The organism is Corynebacterium sphenisci DSM 44792 (assembly GCF_001941505.1).
Lineage (GTDB): Bacteria > Actinomycetota > Actinomycetes > Mycobacteriales > Mycobacteriaceae > Corynebacterium > Corynebacterium sphenisci.
This window is the reverse complement of record NZ_CP009248.1, coordinates 281,034-303,366: the sequence shown is the minus strand read 5'-3', so window position 1 is coordinate 303,366 and position 22,333 is coordinate 281,034. Positions and strand designations below refer to the sequence as shown.

Here is a 22,333-nt window from a genome sequence, read left to right as displayed (position 1 = left end):
GCCGTCGGCGGGGGCGGGGCCGGCTCAGCCATCGCGGGGGCCGTCGCCGAAGGGCCCGAATCCCCCGCGGTAGGGGGAGCCGCCGTCGCCGAACACCGGCCCGTCCGGGCCGCCGAAGGAGCCGCCGCCGGCCTCCCCGGGGCCGCCGCCGGGCACCGGGCCGCCGGGGGCCGCCGGGTGCTCCGGCGCGGCGGGCCCGCCCGGCGGCGGGGCGCCGGCCTCCTCGGCCAGGGCGCGCACCCGGGCCGGGCCGTCGCGGCGCACCGCGGCGACGATCCCGGCGAGCCGGGCCCGGGTCACCCGCTCATCCAGGGCCAGCACCACGGTCGCGGCATCCGGGTCCCCGCCCCCGCCGAGGACGAACCAGCGGTCCTGCACCGCCGGGGGCAGTTCCGCGGCGCCGCCGCGGCGGCGGCCGTCATCGGAGATGGAGGGGGCGGCGGCGACCACCGCCCGCGGCGGGGTGACCGGGTTCCAGCCCACCCGCACCGCCACCCGGATCCCGGCGAGATCGATGGACCGGCCCCGGGAGGTGGTGCGCGGGGCGGCGAGCACCTCGTCATGGTCCACGTCGAATTCGCCGCCGCGGTCCGCGCGCAGCAGCACCCCGCCGTCCAGGCGCACCGGCAGCCGCAGCGCGAGCACCCCGGGCCGGGCCGGGATCCGGCCGACCAGGTACTTCATCAGGTACACCACCGCGGCCGGGATGAGCAGGGCCAGCAGCAGCGCCGCGACCAGGGCCAGGCCGAAGGCGGCGGCGTCCACCGGGGCGCTCATCGAGCCGCGCACCGGCACCGCCACGGTGTCCTCCGCCCCGGATTCGGCGTCGGCGACGCCCACCGGCAGCGCGACGGCGTCGAAGGTGCGGTCCACCGGGTCGGCGACCTCGGCCTCGAGGCGGATCACCCCGGTCTCGCCGGGGGCGAGCTCCAGGGGGTCCGCGGCGTCGTGGTCGGCGGCGTAGGAGACCACGGCATCGCCGACGGCGAACTCGCCGGGGGCCACCCAGGCCTTCCCCGGACCGGTGACCGGGATCTCGGCGGCGCCGGCGCCGCCGCGCAGCTCCAGGGTCACCGACCCGGGCAGCTTCGGGGCGGTCGGCGCGGCGATGGAGGCCTCCCGCGCGTAGGTCAGGGGGCTCAGCTCGGTGCCGGGGGCGTCCCCGGCGGCGGCGGTGGTGATGGTCGCCGCCATCCGCAGGGTGCCCGCCAGGCGGCCGGTCACCGCGTCGAGGGGCACCTCCGCCGTCCCGGAGCGGATGTCCAGGTCCGCGGCCAGCGGCACCGGGGCGGAGCCGTCGGCGGGGAGGAGCTCGGCGCGCAGCCGGGCGTCCCCGGCGAAGGCCCGGGCGGCGCCGTCCGGGCCGGCCAGGCGCACCGGCAGCCGGTCCCCGGTGGACAGGCTCAGCGGCCCCCGCCCCGGGGCCCCGGGCAGGTCGATGCGCAGCCCGGGCAGGATCGACAGGGACACCCGGTAGCTCTCCGCGCCGGCGTCCCCGGCGGCCCGGCGGTAGCCGAAGGCCCAGCGCCCGGCGAAGCCCTCCCCGGCGCGCTCCATGCTCACGTCCACCATCCCGGGCAGCGCCGGGTTGGCCCGGGTGGTCACCCGCGCCCCGCCGATGGCGGTATCGCCCTCGACGAGGTCCACCGGCTCCCCGCCGGGCGGGGTGAGGGTGGGCACCAGGGCCCCGGCGGGGGTGCGCCGGTCGGGTTGGGCGGACAGCTCCACCGGGGCGACGGTGTCGTCGAGGGTGAAGGCGAAGGGCTCGTCGATGGGCACGGCCTCCCGGGAGCGGCCCGCCCCGGCGGGGATCATCGCCCGGAAGGCGGCGAAGAGCCCGGCGGCATCGGCGGCCGGCAGATGGGCGCCGTTCGCCGGCTGCGCCGAGCACTCCCCCTCAGAGATCCGGCGCAGGTCGGCGTCGGTCTCCGCGCCGAGGCCGATGGTGAACAGGCGCACCCCGCCGGCGCGCAGCCGGGCCACCGGGCCGCCGGCGGCGCACACCGGGTCCATCGGCGACCCCCAGCTGGAGGAGGTGGGCTTGCCGTCGGAGAAGAACAGCACCGCCCGGCACTCGTCGCCGATCCCCTCGAATTCGGCGAAGGCCCCGTCGAGGCCCTCCTCGTAATTCGTGTAGGACCCGTCGGCGCGGTCGGCGAAGCGCCCGATCTCCTCGTCGAGGGTGCTGCCGCCGCCGTCGACGCCGAGCGGGGTGAAATCCCCGCGGCGGACGTAGCCGTCGGCGAAACCGGCCAGGGCCACGTCGATCTCCGCCCCGGAGCGCTGCGCGTACCGGGCCATCCGGCCGGCGAAGTCCCGCGCCGCGGCCACCCGCAGCGCCTCCGGGTCGGTGGCCGGCTCATCGTCGAAGCCGACCAGGGAGGCCGACTCGTCCATGACGATGAGCACCGAGGCCGCCGAGGCGCCGGCGATGCAGCCGGCGAAATCGCGGACCGCGGCATGGCCCTGGTCCCCGGCGGCGGCGCGCTCCGGGGCGGGCGCGGCGGGCTCCTGGGCGGCGGCCGGGCCGGCCCCCGGCCAGGCCGCGGCGAGGGCGAGCAGCGCCGCGGCGAGCAGCGCCGGCATCCGCCGCGCCCGGGCGGGCGGGCGCCCGGCGGCCATCAGAGCACCCCCGTCTTGGAGACCCACAGCGCGATCTCGATCGCGGTGGCCGCCACGGTGAGCAGCCCGCCGGCGGCGGCCACCCGGTAGAGCAGGGTCTGCGCGGGGGTGGAGACGTAGGGCCCGGCCGCCTGGCGGCGGGTGTCGGCCACCAGATGGGCGCCGAGCAGCACGAAGGTGCCGATCCCGCCGAGCGCCCAGCCGGGCAGCGCCAGCGCCGGCCAGGCCGGGTCGGTGGGCGCGGCGGTCAGCGGCGCGGCGATGGCCAGGGCGAGCCCGGCCACGGCGGCCGCGGTGGCCGCGAGCACCCAGGGCCAGGGCCCGGTGCGCAGCCGGAGGGGGCCGGGGTCGGCGGCCAGCGGGGCGCCGGCGCCGGGCCCGGCGGCGGCGAAGCCCCCGGCGGGGGCGCCGAATCCGCCGGCCGGGGCGGCCGCGCCGCCGCCGTAGCCGCCGGGGCCGGGGCCCCGGTAGGCCCCCGCCTCCGCATGTCCCTGATGCTCCGCCACCGTGCCGCGCCTCCTCTTCTGCCGCCCCCGAACGGGGTCATGGGGCCAACCCTAGGGCACCGCGCGGCGCGGCGGCGGCGACTCCCCCGGGCGCGGCCCGCACCCGGGGTGCGCCGCGGGCCCGGCCGCCGCGCGGGATGCGCGGCGACCGGGCCCGGGGGGGGCTCCGCCGGGTGGGGCGGATCAGCGGTCGTAGGGGATGTCGTCCAGCGGCACCGCCCGGCCGACCGGCTCGGGGTAGGTGTCCTCGTCGCCGTAGAAGCCCTCCCCGTAGGAGGTGAACGGTGCCGCGGCCTGGCGGGCGGCCTCCTCGGTCGGCTCCACCGCGATATTGCGGTAGCGGGCGATGCCCGTGCCGGCCGGGATCAGCTTGCCGATGATCACGTTCTCCTTCAGCCCGATGAGCTTGTCGGAGCGCTTGTTGATCGCCGCGTCGGTGAGCACCCGGGTGGTCTCCTGGAAGGAGGCCGCGGACAGCCACGAGTCGGTGGCCAGGGAGGCCTTGGTGATGCCCATGATCTCCTGGCGCATCTGGGCCCCGCGGCCGCCGGCCTTGATCGCCTCCCGGGAGGCGTTCTTCGCCTCCGCGTGCTCCACCAGGGAGCCGGGCAGGAACTCGGTGTCCCCGGCGTCGATCACGGTGACCCGGCGCATCATCTGGCGCACGATGACCTCGATGTGCTTGTCGTGGATGGCCACGCCCTGGTCCCGGTACACCGACTGCACCTCCTCGATGAGGTGGCGCTGCACCCCGATCGCGCCGCGGGTGGCGAGCACCTCGTGCGGATCGGCGGCGCCCTTGGTGAGCTGGAAGCCGCGCTCGATGTGGTCGCCCTCGCGGATGGTGCGGGTGCGCCCGTCGACGGTGATCTCGGACAGGCCCTGCCGCTTGGAGAGCTTGTCGTAGACCACCTCGTCGGAGCCGTCGTCGGGGACGATGGTCACGGTGAAGAAGTGATCGTCCTCGCCGACCCGGATCCGCCCGGTGGCGGAGGCCAGCGGGGCGACGTTCTTCGGCACCCGGGCCTCGAAGAGCTCCTGCACCCGGGGCAGGCCGCCGGTGATGTCGCCGCCGACGCCGCCCTGGTGGAAGGTGCGCATGGTCAGCTGGGTGCCGGGCTCGCCGATGGACTGGGCGGCGACGATGCCCACGGCCTCGCCGATGTCCACCATCTTGCCGGTGGCCATGGAGCGGCCGTAGCACTTGGCGCACACCCCGGTGGCGGTGGTGCACTTGAGCACCGAGCGCACCTTGACCTTCGCCACGCCGCGGGAGATCAGCAGATCGATGTCCGCGTCGTGCAGGTCGGTCTCCTTGGGCAGGATGACCTCCCCGTCCTCGTCGACGACGTCGACGGCCAGGTAGCGGGCCATCGCCGCGGTCTCCACGTAGGGGCTGCGGCGCAGCCGGCCGGTGGGCTCCCCGGAGGCGTCGAGCACCCGCTCGGCGATGGTGATCTCCACCCCGTCGCTGGTGCCGCAGTCCTCCTCCCGGACGATCACGTCCTGGGCCACGTCGACCAGGCGGCGGGTCAGGTAGCCGGAGTCGGCGGTGCGCAGCGCGGTGTCCGCCAGGCCCTTGCGGGAGCCGTGCGAGTTGTTGAAGTACTCCAGCACCGACAGGCCCTCCCGGAAGGAGGTCTTGATCGGGCGGGTGATGTACTCGCCGCGCGGGTTGGTGACCATGCCCTTCATCCCGGCGAGGGAGTGGATCTGGCCCATGTTGCCCGCCGCGCCGGACTTCACGATCATCGGGATCGGGTTGTCGTCGGGGTAGAGCGCCTCCACCTTCTCGCCGACCTCGGCGGTGGCGGCCTTCCACAGGTTGACCAGGGACTCGTGCCGCTCCGCCTTGGACAGCTTGCCGCGGCGGAACTTCTTCTCCACCGTGTTGGCCTTCTGCTCGTAGGCGTCGAGGATCTCGCGCTTGTCGGGCAGCACCAGCACATCGGACATGGCGATGGTGACCCCGGAGCGGGTCGCCCAGTAGAAGCCGGCGTCCTTGAGCTTGTCCACGGTCTGCGCCACCGTGATCATCGGGTACTTCGCGGCGAGGTCGTTGATGATCGCGGCCTGCGGCTTCTTCGCCATCACGCCCTCGACGTAGGGGTAGTTCCAGGGCAGCAGGTCGTTGAAGATGACCCGGCCCAGGGTGGTGCGGGTGGTCCACACCTGGCCCTTGACCCAGCCGTCGGGGAACTGCTCGGCCTCCACCTCCGCCGGCGGGCGCAGGTGGGAGATCCGCACCTTGATCGGCGACTGCAGGCCGATCACGCCGCGGTCGAGGGCCATGATCGCCTCCGCCGGGGTGGCGTAGACGCCCTGCTCCGGGCCCTGCTCATCGGCGGGCTGGTAGGAGCCGGGCAGCTCGGGCTTCTCCAGGGTGAGGAAGTACAGCCCGGTGACCATGTCCAGCCGGGGCATCGCCAGCGGCTTGCCGGAGGCCGGGGAGAGGATGTTGTTCGAGGACAGCATGAGGATCCGGGCCTCGGCCTGGGCCTCCGCGGACAGCGGCAGGTGCACCGCCATCTGGTCGCCGTCGAAGTCGGCGTTGAAGGCCTCGCAGGCCAGCGGGTGCAGCTGGATGGCCTTGCCCTCCACCAGCACCGGCTCGAAGGCCTGGATGCCCAGCCGGTGCAGGGTGGGCGCGCGGTTGAGCAGCACCGGGTGCCCGGTGATCACGTCATCGAGGACGTCCCACACCTCGGGCCGCTGCCGCTCCACCATGCGCTTGGCGGACTTGATGTTCTGCGCGTAGCTCTTGGCCACCAGCTCCTTCATCACGAAGGGCTTGAACAGCTCCAGGGCCATCAGCTTCGGCAGACCGCACTGGTGCAGCTTCAGCTGGGGGCCGACGATGATGACGGAGCGGCCGGAGTAGTCCACGCGCTTGCCCAGCAGGTTCTGCCGGAACCGGCCCTGCTTGCCCTTGAGCAGATCGGACAGCGACTTCAGCGGGCGGTTGCCGGGCCCGGTGACCGGGCGGCCGCGCCGGCCGTTGTCGAAGAGCGCGTCCACGGACTCCTGCAGCATCCGCTTCTCGTTGTTGACGATGATCTCGGGCGCGCCGAGGTCGATCATCCGCTTCAGCCGGTTGTTGCGGTTGATCACCCGCCGGTACAGGTCGTTGAGATCGGAGGTGGCGAAGCGGCCGCCGTCGAGCTGCACCATGGGGCGCAGCTCCGGGGGGATCACCGGGATGCAGTCGAGCACCATCGCCGCCGGGTCGTTGCCGGACTGCAGGAAGGCGGCGACGACCTTGAGGCGCTTGAGCGCCCGGAGCTTCTTCTGCCCCTTGCCGTCGCGGATCACCGAGCGCAGCTCCTCGGCCTCGGCGGCGAGGTCGAAGTTGCGGATCAAGGTCTGGATCGCCTCGGCGCCCATCCCGCCGGTGAAGTACTCGTCGTAGCGGTCCACCAGCTCGGTGTAGATGCCCTCGTCGACGATCATCTGCTTGGGCTCGAGCTTCTCGAAGGTGTCCCAGATCTCCTGCAGCCGGTCCAGCTCGCGCTCGGCGCGCTCCCGGATGTGCCGCATCTCCCGGTCCGCGGCGTTCTGCACCTTCTTCCGGGCGTCGGCCTTGGCGCCGGCGGCCTCCAGCTCGGCGAGGTCCTCCTCGAGGGTGGCCGCCCGCTCCGCGATCTCCTGGTCCCGGTCGTCCTCGACCATCTTGCGGTCGACGAGCATATCGGCGCGCAGGGTCTCCAGATCGGCGTGCCGGGCCTCCTCGTCCACGCTGGTGATGATGTTGGCGGCGAAGTAGATGATCTTCTCCAGATCCTTCGGCGCCAGGTCGAGCAGGTAGCCCAGCCGGGAGGGCACGCCCTTGAAGTACCAGATGTGGGTCACCGGGGCGGCGAGCTCGATATGGCCCATCCGCTCGCGGCGCACCTTGGACTTGGTCACCTCGACGCCGCAGCGCTCGCAGATGATGCCCTTGAAGCGGACCCGCTTGTACTTGCCGCAGGCGCACTCCCAGTCCCGGGTGGGGCCGAAGATGCGCTCGCAGAACAGCCCGTCCTTCTCCGGCTTCAGGGTGCGGTAGTTGATGGTCTCGGGCTTCTTCACCTCGCCGCGCGACCAGCGGCGGATGTCGTCGGCGGTGGCGAGGCCGATGCGAAGCTCGTCGAAGTTGTTGACGTCGAGCACCTGTGTAATCCCTTTCCCCCCGCGCCGGCGCGTTGCCCGCGGCGGGGGATGTCGTGCGTGACTGTTCGTGTTCTTCCGTGTGCTCGGCGCGGCGGCGGGCCGCGCCGGGACCCCGCGCTAGGCGGAGTCGGCGTCGGCCCGCTCGTCGCGGGACAGGTTGATGCCCAGGGAGGCGGTGGCGTGGTCGAGCTCGTCGTCGTCGGTGGAGCCCAGCTCCACCGGCACCCCGTCCGCGGAGAGCACCTCCACGTTGAGGCACAGCGACTGCAGCTCCTTGAGCAGCACCTTGAACGACTCCGGGATCCCGGGATCCGGGATGTTGTCGCCCTTGACGATGGCCTCGTAGACCTTCACCCGGCCCACCACGTCATCGGATTTGATGGTGAGCAGCTCCTGGAGGGTGTAGGCGGCGCCGTAGGCCTGCATCGCCCACACCTCCATCTCGCCGAAGCGCTGCCCGCCGAACTGGGCCTTGCCGCCCAGCGGCTGCTGGGTGATCATCGAGTACGGCCCGGTGGAGCGGGCGTGGATCTTCTCGTCCACCAGGTGGTGCAGCTTGAGCATGTACATGTAGCCCACGGACACCGGGAAGGGGAACTCCTCGCCGGAGCGGCCGTCGAAGAGGGTGGCCTTGCCGTCGGCGTTGACCAGCACGTCGCCGTCCCGGTCCGGGCGGGAGGAGGCGAGCAGGCCGGCCAGCTCGTCGTTCTCCGCGCCGTCGAAGACGGGGGTGGCGACCAGCGAGTCCGCCGGCACGTCGCGCAGCTCCTCGGGCAGCCGCCGGGCCCACTCCGGGTCGCCCTCGATGGCCCAGCCGGACTTGGCCAGCCAGCCCAGGTGCACCTCCAGGACCTGCCCGATGTTCATCCGGCGGGGTACGCCGTGGGTGTTCAGGATGATGTCCACGGGGGTGCCGTCGGGCAGGAAGGGCATGTCCTCGGCGGGCAGGATCTTGCCGATCACGCCCTTGTTGCCGTGCCGGCCGGCCATCTTGTCGCCGTCCTGGATCTTGCGCTTCTGGGCGACGTAGACCCGGATCATCTCGTTGACGCCGGGGGCCAGGTCGTCATCGTCCTCGCGGGAGAACACGCGCACCCCGATCACCTTGCCGGATTCGCCGTGCGGCACCCGCATGGAGGTGTCGCGCACCTCGCGGGACTTCTCGCCGAAGATGGCGCGCAGCAGCCGCTCCTCCGGGGTCAGCTCGGTCTCGCCCTTGGGGGTGACCTTGCCGACCAGGATGTCGCCGTCGCGCACGTCCGCGCCGATCCGGACGATGCCGCGCTCGTCGAGGTCGCGGAGCATGTCCTCGCCGACGTTGGGGATCTCGCGGGTGATCTCCTCCGGGCCCAGCTTGGTGTCCCGGGCGTCGATCTCGTGCTCCTCGATGTGGATCGAGGTGAGGATGTCCTCCTCCACCATCCGCTGGTTGAGGATGATCGCGTCCTCGTAGTTGTGCCCCTCCCAGGGCATGAACGCGACCAGCAGGTTGCGGCCGAGGCTCATCTCGCCGTTGGCGGTGCCGGGGCCGTCGGCGAGCACCTGGCCGGCCTCCACCCGGTCCCCGATGTCCACCAGGGGCCGCTGGTTGTAGCAGGTGCCCTGGTTGGTGCGCTCGAACTTGCGCAGCATGAAGGTGTGCCGGGCGCCCTCGTCGTCCATCACCGTGATGAAGTCCGCGGAGACGGTCTCCACCACCCCGGCGACCGGGGCGATGATCACGTCGCCGGCGTCGTAGGCGGCGCGCAGCTCCATGCCGGTGCCCACGTAGGGGGCCTCGGCGCGCAGCAGCGGCACCGCCTGGCGCTGCATGTTCGCGCCCATCAGGGCGCGGTTGGCGTCGTCGTGCTCGAGGAAGGGGATCATGGCGGTGGCCACGGAGACCATCTGCCGCGGGGAGACGTCCATGTAGTCGACCTCCTCGGCGCGCACCCGCTCCACGTCGCCGCCCTTGATCCGCACCGAGAGCATCTCGTCGCGGAACCGGCCGTGCTCGTCGATCGGGGTGTTCGCCTGGGCGACGATGTAGCGGTCCTCCTCATCGGCGGTGAGGTAGTCCACCTCATCGGTGATCTGCCCGTCGACGACCCGCCGGTAGGGGGTCTCGATGAAGCCGAAGGGGTTCACCCGGGCGTAGACCGACAGGGAGCCGATGAGGCCGATGTTCGGCCCCTCCGGGGTCTCGATCGGGCACATCCGGCCGTAGTGCGAGGGGTGCACGTCGCGGACCTCCAGGCCCGCGCGCTCCCGGGACAGCCCGCCGGGGCCGAGCGCGGAGAGGCGGCGCTTGTGGGTGAGCCCGGACAGGGAGTTGTTCTGGTCCATGAACTGGGACAGCTGCGAGGTGCCGAAGAATTCCCGGATCGCCGCGGAGACGGGCCGGACGTTGATCAGGGTGGTCGGCTGGATGGACTCCACGTCCTGGGTGGTCATCCGCTCCCGGACGACCCGCTCCATCCGGGACAGGCCCACCCGGACCTGGTTCTGGATCAGCTCGCCGACGGTGCGCAGGCGGCGGTTGCCGAAGTGGTCGATGTCGTCGACCTCCACCGGCACCTCCACCCCGTCCGGGGAGGTCATGGTCTTCTCGCCCTCGTGCAGGCGCACCAGGTACTCGATGGTGGTGGCGATGTCCTGCTCGGTGAGGGTCATCTCGCCCACCCCGGCCTCGCCCAGGCCGAGCTTGCGGTTGACCTTGTACCGGCCGACCTTGGCCAGGTCGTAGCGCTTCGGCTTGAAGAAGTTGTTCTCCAGCAGGGCCAGCGCGGACTCCCGCGTCGGCGGCTCGCCCGGGCGCTGCTTGCGGTAGATCTCCAGCAGCGCCTCATCGGTGTTGGCGACCCCGTCGTTGTCCAGGGTGGCCATCATGATCTCGGAGAAGCCGAAGCGCTCCCGGATCTCCGCCTCGGTCCAGCCGAAGGCCTTCAGCAGCACGGTCACCGGCTGCCGGCGCTTGCGGTCGATGCGCACGCCGACGGTGTCCCGCTTGTCGACGTCGAACTCCAGCCACGCGCCGCGCGAGGGGATGATCTTCACGGAGTGCAGGGGGCGCTCGGTGGACTTGTCGATGGACTCGTCGAAGTACACGCCCGGGGAGCGCACGAGCTGGGAGACCACGACGCGCTCGGTGCCGTTGACGATGAAGGTGCCCTTGTCCGTCATCATCGGGAAATCCCCGATGAACACGGTCTGGCTCTTGATCTCGCCGGTCTCCCGGTTGGTGAACTCGGCGGTGACGTACAGCGGCGCCGAGTAGTTGATGTCCTTGTCCTTGCATTCGTCCACCGTGTTCTTCACGGAGTCGAACCAGGGGTCGGACAGGGTCAGCGACATCTTCTGGGAGTAGTCCTCGATCGGCGAGAGCTCGTCGAGGATGTCCTCCAGGCCGCTGGTGACGAGGGACTCGTCGCCGAGCTCCTCGGCGCGGCGGGCGCGCCACTGCGGGGTGCCGACGAGCCACGCGAAGGATTCGCGCTGCAGATCGAGAAGCCCCGGAACGGGAATCGGCTCACTGATCTTCGCGAACGAGTACCTCTTCGAAGCTCCGGGGATTCCGGGCACTGCCTTGGTCTGGCGGGAGACTGCCAAGATGCGTCCTTCCAGCACCTCACGCGGACGGGCCGCCCGCGCTCGGCGAGCCCCCGTACCGCTTGGTTTTAAGCGTTTGGTCTGCCGGAACGGCGATGGGCGCAGCGCACCGCGACCGTCCCGGACCCGGGGGCCCGATGCGGTCGGGGCGAATTTGGAGACACTACGACACACCTAATTCCAGCGCAACAGCTCATGCTATATCACGGCGCGCGCGGTGTCCACCCGGCACCCGGCCGGCGGCGCGGGGCAGCGTCGATCGGGGCCGCTTCCGCAGGCGCGGGGGCCCTGGCCCGGCGCACCGGCGCCGGGCGGGGTCGGGTGCGGCCGCCGCGGGGGCGCCGGGCGGAGTGCGCCGGTGACGGGGTGTGCCGTGCTACCGCTCCGCGCCGGTCCCGCGGGCCGCGCCGGGGCGCAGCGCCCCGAACAGCCCGACGGCCGCCAAGATAGCACCGATCACGGCCAGCGCGATGCCCCAGGGGCGCGGGGCGGGCGTGTCGGCCACCGCCACCGCCTGGCGCAGCTGCGCCTCGGCGTCGCCGCGGGGCATCTCCCCGGTGAAGTCCATGGCCACCGCCACCGTCTCACCGGACTCGTCCACCCAGCGGGCGTCGAGGTCCTCGGCCAGGTCCACGATGAGCCCGGTGACCGGCTCCACCCACCAGTCCCGGGTGCCGGAGTACTCCAGGTGCACCGGCCGGCCGTCGAGCACCCCGTCGGTGAACATGCCCTGGTAGCGGGTGGCCACGTCCACCTCCGCGATCTCCTGCCGGTAGTGCAGCACCCGGTGGCCCTGCCGCTCCTCGGCGGCGACGAAGCCGGCGGTGATCGGCCCGCGCAGCACCTCGTCGAAGACGGGGTAGTCCCGCTCCTCGGCGCCGGCCGGGAACTTCGCCCAGCTGCCGCCCATGTCCACCTTCTCCCGGATGTCCAGGGGCTGGTCGTTGAGGGTGGCCGGGCCGGTGGGCAGCCCGGTGAGCCGGTCCACGGTGAGGGTCCACACGTTGGCGGTGACCAGCCCGCCCAGCGGATCGGCGGCGGCCTCCGGGCCCTCCCGGGTCATGGAGGTGCCCACCCGCAGGGAGACGGTGTCCTCGTCGGCGGGTTCGATGAACTCGGCGTGGAACTGCCGGCGCACCGGGGAGCGCACCTCCTCGACCTCGCCGTCCTCGCCCAGCCGGGCGGTGACCGCGTCCTCGGCGTGCAGCCGCAGGGTGGTGTCCGGCAGGTTCAGCGGCACCCGGGGCTCGGCGTCGAGCAGCCGGGGCAGGGCCAGCCCGGCGACGATGAGCGCCGCGCCCAGGCCGAGCAGGAGGACGGAGACGATCCGGGAACGGGGAAGCATACCCTGAATCCTACCCGGGGCCGCCGGCGGGGCCCGAATCCGGGCCGGGCCCGGGAGGGGCCCCGGACATGCGGAAAACCCCCGCCGGCCGGGGCCCCGTGCGGGGCGCCCGGTCGGGCGGGGGTGTCCGGTGCGCGGCCGCGCCGGCGGCGCGGCGGGCGGCGGTCGACCCTACTTGAGGGAGACGGTGGCGCCGGCCTCCTCGAGCTTGGCCTTGGCGGCCTCGGCGTCGTCCTTGTTGGCGCCCTCGACGATGGCCTTCGGGGCGGACTCGACGAGCTCCTTGGCCTCCTTCAGGCCCAGGCCGGAGACGATCTCGCGGACGGCCTTGATGACGCCGATCTTCTTGGCGCCGGCGTCCTCGAGCACGACGTCGAACTCGTCCTTCTCCTCGGCGGCGGCGGCCTCGCCGCCGGCGGCGCCGGCGGCGGCCACGGCGACCGGGGCGGCGGCGGTGACGTCGAACTCCTCCTCGAACGCCTTCTTGAACTCGGTCAGCTCAACGAGGGTCATCTCCTTGAACGCCTCGAGCAGCTCCTCGGTGGTGTACTTCGCCATGATGGTTCTCCTTGCGGGTGTGTCTTCTGCGGGGGCCGCCCCGGGGCGGGGCGGGCCTGGTGTCTTCGGGGGTGCTGGGGCCGGGGGCCTCGGCTACTTCTTCTCCTCCAGCGCCGCGGCGAGCCGGGCGACGGAGGAGGTGGGCGCGTCGAGGAGCCCGGCGACATTCGCCAGAACGCCGTTGAACCCGCCGGCGATCTTCGCCAGCGTGGTCTCGCGGTTGTCCATGTCCGCCAGGGCGCGGAACTGCTCGGCGTCGATCGCCGAGCCGTCCACGTAGCCGCCCTTGATGACGAGCGCCTTGTGCTCGTCGGCGAACTTCTTGATCGCCTTCGCCGCGTCGACCGACTCGCCCTTGATGAAGGCGACCGCGGTCGGGCCGGTGAGGTGCTCGTCGAGCCCCTCCACCGCCGCCTCGGCGGCGGCGAGCTTGATCATGGTGTTCTTGGCGACGGAGTACTTCACGTCCGCGCCGAGCGCGCGACGCAGCTGGGTGATCTCGTCGACCGACAGGCCGCGGTACTCGGTGAGCACCACGTTGTTGTTGGACTCGTCGAAGTCCTGCTTCAGGGCCGCGACCGCGGCCTCCTTGGCGGGGGTGACTGCCATGGGTACTCTCGCCTCCTTCCTTCGGTGTCGTGGTTCCGCCGCGAGGGCCCGGAGACGACGAGAGCGCCCCGACGCGGGGGGCGTCGGGGCGCGCATGTCACGGCGTGCCCCCAAGTGCTCCCTGCGCGGGCCGCCAGCGTGGTCGCTGGGCCTTCGCCCCGGGTGCCCGGGGAACCGGCGGTCTTCGGTGAAACTTGAGGTTATCGGGGAGGTCGCCCTCCCCGGTCAAACTTCAACCGGGGACTCTACGCCCCCGGCGGCCCCGGCGGCAAATCGCCGCCGGGGCGCGGGCGGAGCTAGGCCTCGGCCTCGCCGAGGTAGTTCTTGATCACGGTGGTGTCCACCGGGATGCCCGGGCCGTTGGTGGCCGAGACGGTGATCTTCTTCAGGTACTTGCCCTTCGAGGCGGAGGGCTTCAGGCGCATCAGCTCGTCGATCAGGGCGCCGTAGTTCTCGGCGAGCTGCTCGGCGGTGAAGGACGCCTTGCCGATGAGGGCGTGCAGGTTGGCGGCCTTGTCCACCCGGAAGGAGATCTTGCCGCCCTTGATGTCGGTGACGGCCTTGGCCACGTCGGTGGTCACGGTGCCGGTCTTCGGGTTCGGCATCAGCCCGCGCGGGCCGAGCACCCGGGCGACCCGGCCGACCTTGGCCATCTGGTCGGGGGTGGCGATGGCGGCGTCGAAATCGGTCCAGCCGCCCTGGATCTTCTCGATCAGCTCATCGGTGCCGACCAGGTCCGCCCCGGCCTCCTCGGCCTTGGTGGCGTTCTCGCCGGCGGCGAAGACCACCACGCGCACGGTCTTGCCGGTGCCGTTGGGCAGCGACACGGTGCCGCGCACCAGCTGGTCGGCCTTGCGCGGGTCCACGCCGAGGCGGATCGCCACGTCGATGGAGGCGTCGTGGTTCTTCGAGGAGGTCTCCTTCGCCAGGCCGGCGGCCTCGAGCGGGGAGTAGATGCGCCCGGCGTCGATCTTCTCGAGCGCGGCCTTGTAGGCCTTGGAGTTCTTGCTCATGTCACGTTCCAATCACGTACTTGGAGGTGTGGTGCGGGCCGTAGCTGGCTCTCCCACAATGGTCTGTGTGCTGTCGCCGGGGCCGCGGTCGGGCTCCGGCGGGTGCGCCGTCCGGCGCGGTCGGGGCCGCTCAGGCCCCGGTGACCTCGATGCCCATGGAGCGGGCGGTGCCGGCGATGATCTTCGCCCCGGCCTCGACGTCGTTGGCGTTGAGGTCGGGCTTCTTCTGCTCGGCGATCTCGCGGCACTGGTCCATGGTCACGGAGCCGACCTTGTCGGTGTGCGGCACACCGGAGCCCTTCTTCACGCCGGCGGCCTTGAGCAGCAGCTTCGCCGCGGGCGGGGTCTTGAGCTTGAAGTCGAAGGAACGGTCCTCGTAGACGTTGATCTCCACGGGGATGACGTCGCCGCGCTGGTTCTCGGTGGCGGCGTTGTACGCCTTGCAGAACTCCATGATGTTGACGCCGTGGGCGCCGAGGGCCGGGCCGACCGGCGGCGCCGGGTTGGCCTGGCCGGCCTGGATCTGCAGCTTGATGACTGCCTGAAGCTTCTTCTTGGGGGCCATGTTCTTCCTGATTCCTCGTTGTCTTCACCGCGGGGGCCGTGGCGTCCGCCGGGTACGGCCGGCGGGGCGCCCCGCGGTGCGGAGAAGGTGGCGCATGCCCCGGAACGCGACCCGGCCGGCGACCGGCCCCCGGTGACTTTCGGGGACCGGGCGGACGCGGCCGGGCGGGTCGTCCCGTCGCCCGGGCCGGCCCCGCGGGGCCGCCGGAGGCGGGCATGCACGATCGGACAGTGTACGCCGACGACGGCCCGGCGCCCAAACGGGCGGCCGGGCCGGGGCGGGGCTCAGTCGAGCTTCTCGACCTCGTCGAGGCCCAGCTCCACCGGGGTCTCCCGGCCGAAGATGGACACCAGGGCCTTGATCCGGCCGGCGGCGGGGTCGATGTCGGAGATGGTGGCCGCCACCGAGGCGAAGGGCCCGGAGAGGATGGTCACCGACTCGCCGACCTCGTAGTCCACCTTGACCTGGGTCTCCTCCGCCTTCGGGGCCACCGCCACCGCGGTGCCCTCGGCGTCGCCGGCGGCGGCGACGGTCTCCTTGGGCATGAGGAACTTCGCCACCTCCCGGATCTTGACCTGGGTGGGCTGGCCCTCGGAGCCGACGAAGGAGGTCACCCCGGGGGTGTCCCGGACCACGGACCAGGAGGGGTCGTCGAGCTCCATGCGCACCAGCACGTAGCCGGGCAGCAGCTTGCGCTTGACGATCTTGCGCTTGCCGTCCTTGAGCTCCTCGACCTCCTCGATGGGCACCACGACCTCGTGGATCTGCTCGTCGACGCCCATGGTCTGGGCGCGCATCTCCAGGTTGGTCTTCACCTTGTTCTCGTAGCCCGAGTAGCACTGGATGATGTACCAGTCGCCCTTGCGCCGCTTGAGCTCCCGGGAGAACTCGCGCAGCCGGCGGCGGTACTCCTGCTCCGGGTCGACCTCCTCGGCCGGCTCCGCGGCGGCGTCGGCCTCGGCCGCGGCGGGCTCGGGGGCGGGGTCGGCGGCGCCGGGGGCCTCGGCCTCCTGCTGGGGGGTGTACGCCTCGGAGGCGGCCTCGATGAGCGCCTCGCCCATGGATCCGGCCGGGGCGCCGTCGCCGCCGGCGTCGGAGAAGATGTTGTTCCCGTCGTTCAAGGGGCTGCCTTTCCTTCGCTGCTGGGCCCTTCCCCGTGCCGGGGCGGGCCAAAAATCAATCCCGCCTACCGTTCGACGGTGGCGGGATGGTGGTGCACTGGGGGCGAGTATACCCCAGCGGGGGCTCAGGACCCGAATACCGCGGAGACGCCGAGCCCGGCGAGGGTGTCCACGCCCCACACCAGGGCGAGGGTGAAGATGAGGAAGGCCATCACCACGATGGTGTAGACGAGCATCTGCCGGCCGGTGGGCCAGATCACCTTGCGCAGCTCGGCGAGGACCTGCTTGATGAAGGTCACCGGGTTGGCGCGGGCGGCGGGGGCGTCCTCGGCGCGGCGGGCGGGTCGGCCCGCGGCGGGAGTGGCGACGCCCGCCATCTGGCGCTTGCCGGCGGGGCGCTGGGCCTCCGCGGCGGGGCTCTGGTTGTGCTCGGCCACGTTTCTCCTCGCGCTGCTCTCCGGTGGGGGTGTTGCAGGGGCGACAGGACTTGAACCTGCAACCTGCGGTTTTGGAGACCGCTGCTCTGCCAATTGAGCTACGCCCCTTCGCCCGCGCGACGGCGGGCGGTTCCCAACCCTAGCACGGGGCCGGTCAGGGTGGTGACCAGGTCACCAGTAGCGATGGGGGGGATCGAACCCCCGACCTCACGATTATGAGTCGTGCGCTCTCACCATCTGAGCTACATCGCCCCGGTTCCGTCGTCCGGCCCCGGGCCACCCGCCTTCCGGCCGGCGGCCGGGGCCGCACAAAAGAACTGAGCCCCCTGACAGAATCGAACTGTCGACCTTTTCCTTACCATGGAAACGCTCTGCCGACTGAGCTAAGGGGGCGCGGCCTCCGGGCGAACCGGGTGAACCCGGCCCGCCGTTGAAGCCTCCGAAAGATTAACCAACGCGGACCCGGTTCGGCAAATCGGCTGTTCACCACGGCTTTCCCGCCCCGTTTCCGCCGCCGGCGCCCGCCGCCGCGGCAGCCGCGCCGGTGCGGCCGGCCTCCCCCGCCCCGGGCACGGGAACGGCCGGCGCCCCGCGGAATGGTCTTCCGCGGGGCGCCGGCCGGATGGTGCCAGATGATGGATTCGAACCAACGAAGGCAATGCCGACGGATTTACAATCCGCTCCCTTTGGCCGCTCGGGCAATCTGGCGTGCACCGCATGCGGTGCGTCCCACATGCTACACCAGGGCGCCGCGGGGAAGGCAAATCCCCAGGCCGGGCGGGAGAACGCCCCCGGGCGCCGGCATCGGCGGCGCGGGCTCAGCCGACCCGGCGCACCGTGTACCCGGCGAGGTGGCGCAGCGCCTCCTTGGCCGGGATGTCCGGCAGCTCCGCGATCGCCTCCTCGGCGCGGGCCAGGTAGCCGCGCACATCGGCCATCGCCCGCTCCGCCCCGCCGGAGCGGGCGAGCAGATCGAGGGCCTCCGCGACCAGGGCGTCGTCGGTGACCGGACCGTCGAGGATCTCGCGCAGCCGGTCCGCCGCCGGGCCCTCCTCGCGCAGCGCGTAGAGCACCGGCAGGGTGAACACGCCCTCCCGCAGATCGGTGCCCGGGGTTTTGCCGGATTCGTCCGGATCGGAGGAGATGTCGATGATGTCGTCGACGATCTGGAAGACCAGGCCCACGTTCTCCCCGTAGGCCGCGAGCGCCTCGATGACCTCCTCCCCGGCCCCGGAGTGCAGGGCGCCGAGGTAGCCGGCGGAGGCGATCAGCACCCCGGTCTTCTCCCGGATCACCCGCAGGTAGTGCGCCACCGGGTCCTCCCCGGCGGGGCAGCCGGTGGATTCGCGCATCTGCCCGGTGACGAGGTCCCGGAAGGTGCGCGCGAAATGCAGCACCGTGTCCGAGCCGAGCTGGGCGAGCAGATGGGAGGCGGAGGAGAACAGGTAGTCCCCGGCGAGGATGGCCACCGAATTGTCCCAGCGGGCGTTGGCCGAGGGCGCCCCGCGGCGCAGCTCCGCCTCGTCCATCACGTCATCGTGGTACAGCGTCGCCAGGTGGGTCAGCTCCACCACGGTGGCCGCGGTGGTGACCTCCGGGGCCTCCGGGCGGGGCCCGAACTGCGCGGCGAGCAGGGCGAACATCGGCCGGAAGCGCTTGCCCCCGGCGGCCGCGAGGTGGGTGACCTGCTCGACGAGGAAGTCCTCGCCGCGGCGCAGCTCGGACAGCAGCAGCTCCTCGCAGCGGCGCATCCCGGCGGTGATGTCGGCCTCCAGCCCGGCATCGCCCAGGTCGACGCTGGAGATCACGGCACCGGCGGTGCGCTGGGCGTCCTTCGCGGTGCTGCCGCCGATACGCATATGGACTCCTGCCTCGTTCGTCGACCGGGATTCGTGCTGAATATACCGTAATCGACGCCGCCCGAGGTTCCCCAGGCGGGGCGGTGCGGGCGTCGGATAGCCTGGGCCAATGACCCTCTCCGCCGACTCCCCCGGGGCCCCCGGACCCGCCGCGACCACCGCCTCCGCCAGCGCCGCCGGAGCCGGCCCCGCCCCGGTGCCGGCCGGGGTGGACCTGCTCATCGTCGGCGGCGGCCCGGCCGGGTCCACCGCCGCGGCCTACGCCGCCGCCGCCGGGCTGGAGGTCGCCGTCGCCGACGCCCGCGCCTTCCCCCGGGACAAGACCTGCGGGGACGGGCTCACCCCCCGGGCCCTGGCGGAGCTGGACCGGCTGGGCCTGGCCGGGGCGGTCACCGGCCGGGTGGTCAACCGGGGCCTGCGGCTGCACGGCTTCGGCGGTTCGGTGACCGCCCCCTGGCCGGCCGGCGGCGCCTTCCCCGCCACCGGCTCGGCGATGCCGCGGGCCGAGTTCGACCGGCTGCTGCTGGACCACGCCGCCGCGGCCGGGGCCCGGATCCTGGACGGCCATGAGGTGGTGGACCTGGTGCGGCCGAGCCTGCGCCGGGTCAGCCATGCGCTGCTGCGGGGCCCGGACGGGGAGGTGCGCCGGGTGGCGGTGGACCGGCTGCTCGTCGCCGACGGGGTGCGCTCCCCGGTGGGCCGGCTGCTCGGCCGGGTGTGGCACCGCGACCACGTCTTCGGGGTCGCGGCCCGGTCCTACTGCGCCACCGGCCGCGCCGAGGAGTGGATCCACTCCCATCTGGAGCTCACCGACGCCGAGGGGCGGACCCTGCCCGGCTACGGCTGGATCTTCCCGCTCGGCGCGGACGGCGGCGGCGGGCAGCGGGTGAACCTGGGCTGCGGGGCGCTGGCCACCGCGGGCCGGCCGGCGCGGGCGAACGTGAAGAAGCTGCTGCGCCACTACGCGGGGCGGGTGCGCGCGGAATGGGGGCTGGGCGAACCGGAGCGGGTGACCTCGGCGCTGCTGCCGATGGGCGGGGCGGTCAGCGGGGTCGCCGGGGTGAACTGGGCGCTGATCGGCGATGCCGCGGCCCTGGTCAACCCGCTCAACGGGGAGGGCATCGACTACGCCATGGAATCGGCCCGGCTGGCGGTGCACCGGATGCTCGCCGCCCCCGGGGACCCGGACGGGCTCACCCACGCCTGGCCGGCGCTGCTGCGGGAGCACTACGGGGAGTCGTTCTCCCTGGCCCGGCGGCTGGCCGGGCTGCTCACCCGGCCCGGGTTCCTGCCCGCGGCGGGCCCGCTGACCCTGGGCGCGCCCTGGGCGGGGCCGCTGATGGGCGCCGCCGCCCGGCTGATGGGCAACCTGGTCACCGAGGCGGACCGGGATCTGGTGGCGCGCACCTGGCGGGCCGCCGGCCGGCTCTCCGCGGCGGCGGAGTCCCGCCCGCCCTGGGCCTGACCCGGGCGCGCGGGGCGGCTCAGCCGGGTTTCACCGCCGAGTGCATGGCGGCGATGCCGCCGGTGAGGTTCTGCCAGCCGCAGTCCGCCCAGCCGGCGGCGGTGATGATCCGGGCGAGCTCCTCCTGGTCCGGCCAGGCCCGGATGGATTCGGCGAGGTAGACGTAGGCCTCGGGATTGGAGGCCGCGGCCCGGGCCACCGCGGGCAGGGCGGCGAGCACCACGTCCTTGTACACCCGGGCGAGCAGCCGGTTGCCGGGGGTGGAGAACTCGGCGACGGTGAGCCGGCCGCCCGGTTTGGTCACCCGGGCCAGTTCGCGCAGGCCCGCCTCCGGGTCCTGGATGTTGCGCAGCCCCCAGGTGATGGTCACCGCGTCGAAGACCCCGTCCGCGAAGGGCAGCGCCATCCCGTCCCCGCAGACCTTCGGCACCTCCCGGTGCGCCCCGGCGTGCAGCATCCCCCGGGAGAAGTCGCAGGCCACGCACCAGGCCCCGCCGGCGGCGAGGGCGGCGGTGGAGATCGCGGTGCCCGCGGCGAGGTCGAGCACCCGCTCCCCGGGCAGCGGGTCCAGGCGGCGGGTCACCCGGCGCCGCCAGTAGGCGTCCAGGCCGCCGGTCATGATGGTGTTGGTGAGGTCGTACCGCGCGCCGACGGCGTCGAACATCGACGACACCTCGGTGGGGTTCTTGTCCAGGTCTGCCCGTGCCACGCTGGCCAGGCTACACGGCGGCCCCCCGGCGCCCGGCGCGCGCGCCCGCCGCCGCGGGGGCGCCCGCCCCGGCCACCGCGGCGTAGTGGTCGAGCAGTTCCGCGCACACCGCCGGCCAGCCGCGCCCGGCCACCGCGGCCCGGCAGGTCCGGCGCAGCGCCGCCGCGGCCGCGGGGTCGCCCGCGGCCGGGGCGGTCCACCGGGCCACCGCCGCGGGCAGGTGCTCCTCGAAACCGTCGACGGGGAGCAGCTCCCCGTCCACGCCCGGCGCCACCAGGTCCCGCGGGCCCCCGGCGTCGGGGGCGATCACCGGCACCCCGCTGGCGTGCGCCTCCTGCACGGTCTGGCAGAAGGTCTCGTGCCGGCCGGTGTGCACGAAAAGGTCCAGGCTGGCCATCGCCGCGGCGAGCGCCGTGCCGCGCAGCTCCCCGGTGAACACCGCCCCGGGCAGCCGGCGGGCCAGCTCCCCGCGCTCCGGGCCGTCGCCGACGATGACCAGGCGCAGCCGGCCGGCGGCCGCCGGGCCGGCCAGGGCGGCCAGCCGGTGCACCGACTTCTCCGCGGCCAGCCGGCCCACGTAGCCGACGATCGGCGCACCGGCCGGGCTCCACGCGGCGCGCAGCGCCGGATCCCGGCGGTCGGGGTGGAAGCGCCCCAGATCCACGCCCCGGCCCCAGCGGTGGATCCGGCGCACCCCGTGCGCGGCGAGGTCCGCCACGGTGGGGCTGGAGGGCGCCAGGGTGCGGGCGCACAGGTTGTGCACGGTGCGGGTCCACGCCCAGGCGGCCTCGGACAGGGCGGTGAGCCGGTAGTCGTGGGCGAAGCCGGCGACATCGGTCTGGTACACCGCCACCGCGGGGATGCGCAGCGCCCGGGCGGCCACCGCCCCGGCCCCGCCGAGCACGAAGGGGCTGGCCAGGTGCACCACATCGGGGCGGAAGGCGCGCAGCTCCCGGGTGAGCGTGGGATTGGGCACCCCGATCGGCAGCGAGTCGATGAGCGGCATCATCACCGTGGGCACCCGGGCGATCCGGAAGCCCCGGTAGCGGGGGATCTCCTCCTGGTGCTCCCGGCCGCCGGGGGCGATCACCAGCGCCCGGTGGCCGTGCTCGGCGAGGTGGTCGAGCACCCGGAGCACGGAATTGGTCACGCCGTTGATGTTCGGCAGGAAGGACTCCGCCACGATCGCCACGCGCATGCGCCCAGGGTGGCACATCCGCGCCGATCCCGCGCGTCGGGCGCGCCCCTACCCCGTTCCGCCGGCGGCGGCGCGCCGGCTGGCCCGCACCGACCACCACCAGGGCCCGGCGGCGAGCGCCGCCCCGGCGGCGAACACGCTGGCCGCCGGCACCACCGCCAGGGTCCACCGCCGGCCGGCGACGCGCACCCGGTCCGGGTCGGCGCGGTCGAACTCCACCCGCACCCGCTGGCCCTCGGCCAGGCCCACCGGGAAGAGCACCCCGGTCGGCGGGGAGCGGTACTCGCCCTCGTGGTCGGTGAACTCCACGCTGGTGCGCAGCAGGCTGACGCTGCGCACCACCGCCACCGCCCGGCCGGTGTCCGCCTCGATGGCCCGGCCGTCGGCGAAGGCGCCGAAGACCAGCCCGGTGCAGGACACCCCCAGCCCGAGCAGCAGCAGCAGGATGAGCTGGCGGGCCCGCCGGGGCCAGTCCACCCCGGGCACGGCCAGCCGGGGCCGGCGGGCGCCGCCGCGCGGCCGCCGCCGGCGCCGCCGCCGGGGCGCGGCCGGGTCGGGGGCGGGGGCGTCCTGCGCGGCGGCGGCCATC

Annotated in this window: 16 protein-coding genes and 4 tRNA genes; 1 reads left to right on the top strand and 19 read right to left on the bottom strand. The window is 73.4% G+C overall.

The window, feature by feature from the left end; genetic code table 11:
* Positions 1-24: 24 nt before the first annotated feature.
* From CSPHI_RS01375 to CSPHI_RS01300, 16 genes are all read right to left on the bottom strand, one after another.
* Positions 25-2,622, bottom strand: a complete 2,598-nt coding sequence (locus CSPHI_RS01375; protein WP_075691156.1) for a vWA domain-containing protein — start codon at positions 2,620-2,622, stop codon at positions 25-27.
* The gene (locus CSPHI_RS01370; RefSeq protein ID WP_084210173.1) at positions 2,622-3,128 is read right to left on the bottom strand and encodes a hypothetical protein; all 507 of its coding nucleotides are present in this window, start codon (positions 3,126-3,128) and stop codon (positions 2,622-2,624) included. The genes CSPHI_RS01375 and CSPHI_RS01370 overlap by 1 nt, the downstream gene beginning before the upstream one ends.
* 183 nt (positions 3,129-3,311) lie before the next feature.
* Complete coding sequence (locus tag CSPHI_RS01365; RefSeq protein WP_075691155.1) at positions 3,312-7,277, bottom strand: DNA-directed RNA polymerase subunit beta'; 3,966 nt, start codon at positions 7,275-7,277, stop codon at positions 3,312-3,314.
* A 117-nt stretch (positions 7,278-7,394) separates the two neighbouring features.
* On the bottom strand, positions 7,395-10,883 hold the full coding sequence (gene rpoB / locus CSPHI_RS01360; RefSeq protein ID WP_075691154.1) for a DNA-directed RNA polymerase subunit beta: 3,489 nt from the start codon (positions 10,881-10,883) through the stop codon (positions 7,395-7,397).
* A 358-nt stretch (positions 10,884-11,241) separates the two neighbouring features.
* Positions 11,242-12,210 (bottom strand): cell envelope lipid trafficking protein PgfA, encoded by a 969-nt coding sequence (pgfA, locus tag CSPHI_RS01355; protein WP_075691153.1) that lies wholly within the window; start codon positions 12,208-12,210, stop codon positions 11,242-11,244.
* 171 nt (positions 12,211-12,381) lie between these two features.
* Positions 12,382-12,768: a 50S ribosomal protein L7/L12 gene (gene rplL, locus CSPHI_RS01350; protein WP_075691152.1), complete on the bottom strand. Its 387-nt coding sequence runs from the start codon at positions 12,766-12,768 to the stop codon at positions 12,382-12,384.
* A 93-nt stretch (positions 12,769-12,861) separates the two neighbouring features.
* Entirely contained in the window at positions 12,862-13,377 is a 516-nt protein-coding gene (rplJ, locus tag CSPHI_RS01345; protein ID WP_075691151.1) for a 50S ribosomal protein L10, read from the bottom strand.
* A gap of 296 nt (positions 13,378-13,673) precedes the next feature.
* Positions 13,674-14,390, bottom strand: coding sequence for a 50S ribosomal protein L1 (gene rplA, locus CSPHI_RS01340; RefSeq protein WP_075691150.1), 717 nt, complete (start codon positions 14,388-14,390; stop codon positions 13,674-13,676).
* Positions 14,391-14,520: 130 nt separating this feature from the next.
* Positions 14,521-14,955: a 50S ribosomal protein L11 gene (gene rplK, locus CSPHI_RS01335; RefSeq protein ID WP_075691149.1), complete on the bottom strand. Its 435-nt coding sequence runs from the start codon at positions 14,953-14,955 to the stop codon at positions 14,521-14,523.
* Between the two features lie 284 nt (positions 14,956-15,239).
* Complete coding sequence (nusG, locus tag CSPHI_RS01330) at positions 15,240-16,016, bottom strand: transcription termination/antitermination protein NusG (protein WP_084210419.1); 777 nt, start codon at positions 16,014-16,016, stop codon at positions 15,240-15,242.
* Positions 16,017-16,201: 185 nt separating this feature from the next.
* Positions 16,202-16,513: a preprotein translocase subunit SecE gene (gene secE / locus CSPHI_RS01325; RefSeq protein WP_075691147.1), complete on the bottom strand. Its 312-nt coding sequence runs from the start codon at positions 16,511-16,513 to the stop codon at positions 16,202-16,204.
* Between the two features lie 35 nt (positions 16,514-16,548).
* A tRNA-Trp gene (locus CSPHI_RS01320) sits at positions 16,549-16,621 on the bottom strand.
* 70 nt (positions 16,622-16,691) lie between these two features.
* Positions 16,692-16,765, bottom strand: a tRNA-Met gene (locus tag CSPHI_RS01315).
* 68 nt (positions 16,766-16,833) lie between these two features.
* Positions 16,834-16,906: transfer RNA gene (locus CSPHI_RS01310), tRNA-Thr, on the bottom strand.
* A 230-nt stretch (positions 16,907-17,136) separates the two neighbouring features.
* Positions 17,137-17,221 (bottom strand) — tRNA-Tyr (locus CSPHI_RS01305).
* A 110-nt stretch (positions 17,222-17,331) separates the two neighbouring features.
* On the bottom strand, positions 17,332-18,372 hold the full coding sequence (locus tag CSPHI_RS01300) for a polyprenyl synthetase family protein (RefSeq protein ID WP_075691146.1): 1,041 nt from the start codon (positions 18,370-18,372) through the stop codon (positions 17,332-17,334).
* A gap of 109 nt (positions 18,373-18,481) precedes the next feature.
* Here CSPHI_RS01300 and CSPHI_RS01295 point away from each other — a divergent pair, with 109 nt between their 5' ends.
* On the top strand, positions 18,482-19,837 hold the full coding sequence (locus tag CSPHI_RS01295; RefSeq protein WP_084210171.1) for a geranylgeranyl reductase family protein: 1,356 nt from the start codon (positions 18,482-18,484) through the stop codon (positions 19,835-19,837).
* Positions 19,838-19,856: 19 nt separating this feature from the next.
* Here the strand turns inward: CSPHI_RS01295 and CSPHI_RS01290 are convergent, their stop codons facing one another.
* The 3 genes from CSPHI_RS01290 to CSPHI_RS01280 are packed head-to-tail and all read right to left on the bottom strand — an operon-like array spanning position 19,857 to position 22,332.
* Positions 19,857-20,546 carry a demethylmenaquinone methyltransferase gene (locus tag CSPHI_RS01290; protein ID WP_075691145.1) on the bottom strand — a complete coding sequence of 230 codons (690 nt, stop codon included), beginning with the start codon at positions 20,544-20,546 and terminating at the stop codon, positions 19,857-19,859.
* A gap of 10 nt (positions 20,547-20,556) precedes the next feature.
* Positions 20,557-21,744, bottom strand: a complete 1,188-nt coding sequence (locus CSPHI_RS01285) for a glycosyltransferase family 4 protein (protein ID WP_075691144.1) — start codon at positions 21,742-21,744, stop codon at positions 20,557-20,559.
* A 48-nt stretch (positions 21,745-21,792) separates the two neighbouring features.
* Positions 21,793-22,332, bottom strand: a complete 540-nt coding sequence (locus tag CSPHI_RS01280) for a DUF3592 domain-containing protein (protein ID WP_084210170.1) — start codon at positions 22,330-22,332, stop codon at positions 21,793-21,795.
* Between the last annotated feature and the right edge of the window lies 1 nt (position 22,333).

Bases quoted from the DNA above. Each gene is read 5' to 3' on its own strand.
- CSPHI_RS01285 (WP_075691144.1), bottom strand. From the start codon at position 21,744: ATGCGCGTGGCGATCGTGGCGGAGTCCTTCCTGCCGAACATCAACGGC.
- rplJ (WP_075691151.1), bottom strand. From the start codon at position 13,377: ATGGCAGTCACCCCCGCCAAGGAGGCCGCGGTCGCGGCCCTGAAGCAG.
- rplA (WP_075691150.1), bottom strand. From the start codon at position 14,390: ATGAGCAAGAACTCCAAGGCCTACAAGGCCGCGCTCGAGAAGATCGAC.
- nusG (WP_084210419.1), bottom strand. From the start codon at position 16,016: ATGGGCGAGGCGCTCATCGAGGCCGCCTCCGAGGCGTACACCCCCCAG.
- CSPHI_RS01280 (WP_084210170.1), bottom strand. From the start codon at position 22,332: ATGGCCGCCGCCGCGCAGGACGCCCCCGCCCCCGACCCGGCCGCGCCC.
- CSPHI_RS01300 (WP_075691146.1), bottom strand. From the start codon at position 18,372: ATGCGTATCGGCGGCAGCACCGCGAAGGACGCCCAGCGCACCGCCGGT.
- CSPHI_RS01295 (WP_084210171.1), top strand. From the start codon at position 18,482: ATGACCCTCTCCGCCGACTCCCCCGGGGCCCCCGGACCCGCCGCGACC.
- rplK (WP_075691149.1), bottom strand. From the start codon at position 14,955: ATGGCCCCCAAGAAGAAGCTTCAGGCAGTCATCAAGCTGCAGATCCAG.
- pgfA (WP_075691153.1), bottom strand. From the start codon at position 12,210: ATGCTTCCCCGTTCCCGGATCGTCTCCGTCCTCCTGCTCGGCCTGGGC.
- CSPHI_RS01375 (WP_075691156.1), bottom strand. From the start codon at position 2,622: ATGGCCGCCGGGCGCCCGCCCGCCCGGGCGCGGCGGATGCCGGCGCTG.
- rplL (WP_075691152.1), bottom strand. From the start codon at position 12,768: ATGGCGAAGTACACCACCGAGGAGCTGCTCGAGGCGTTCAAGGAGATG.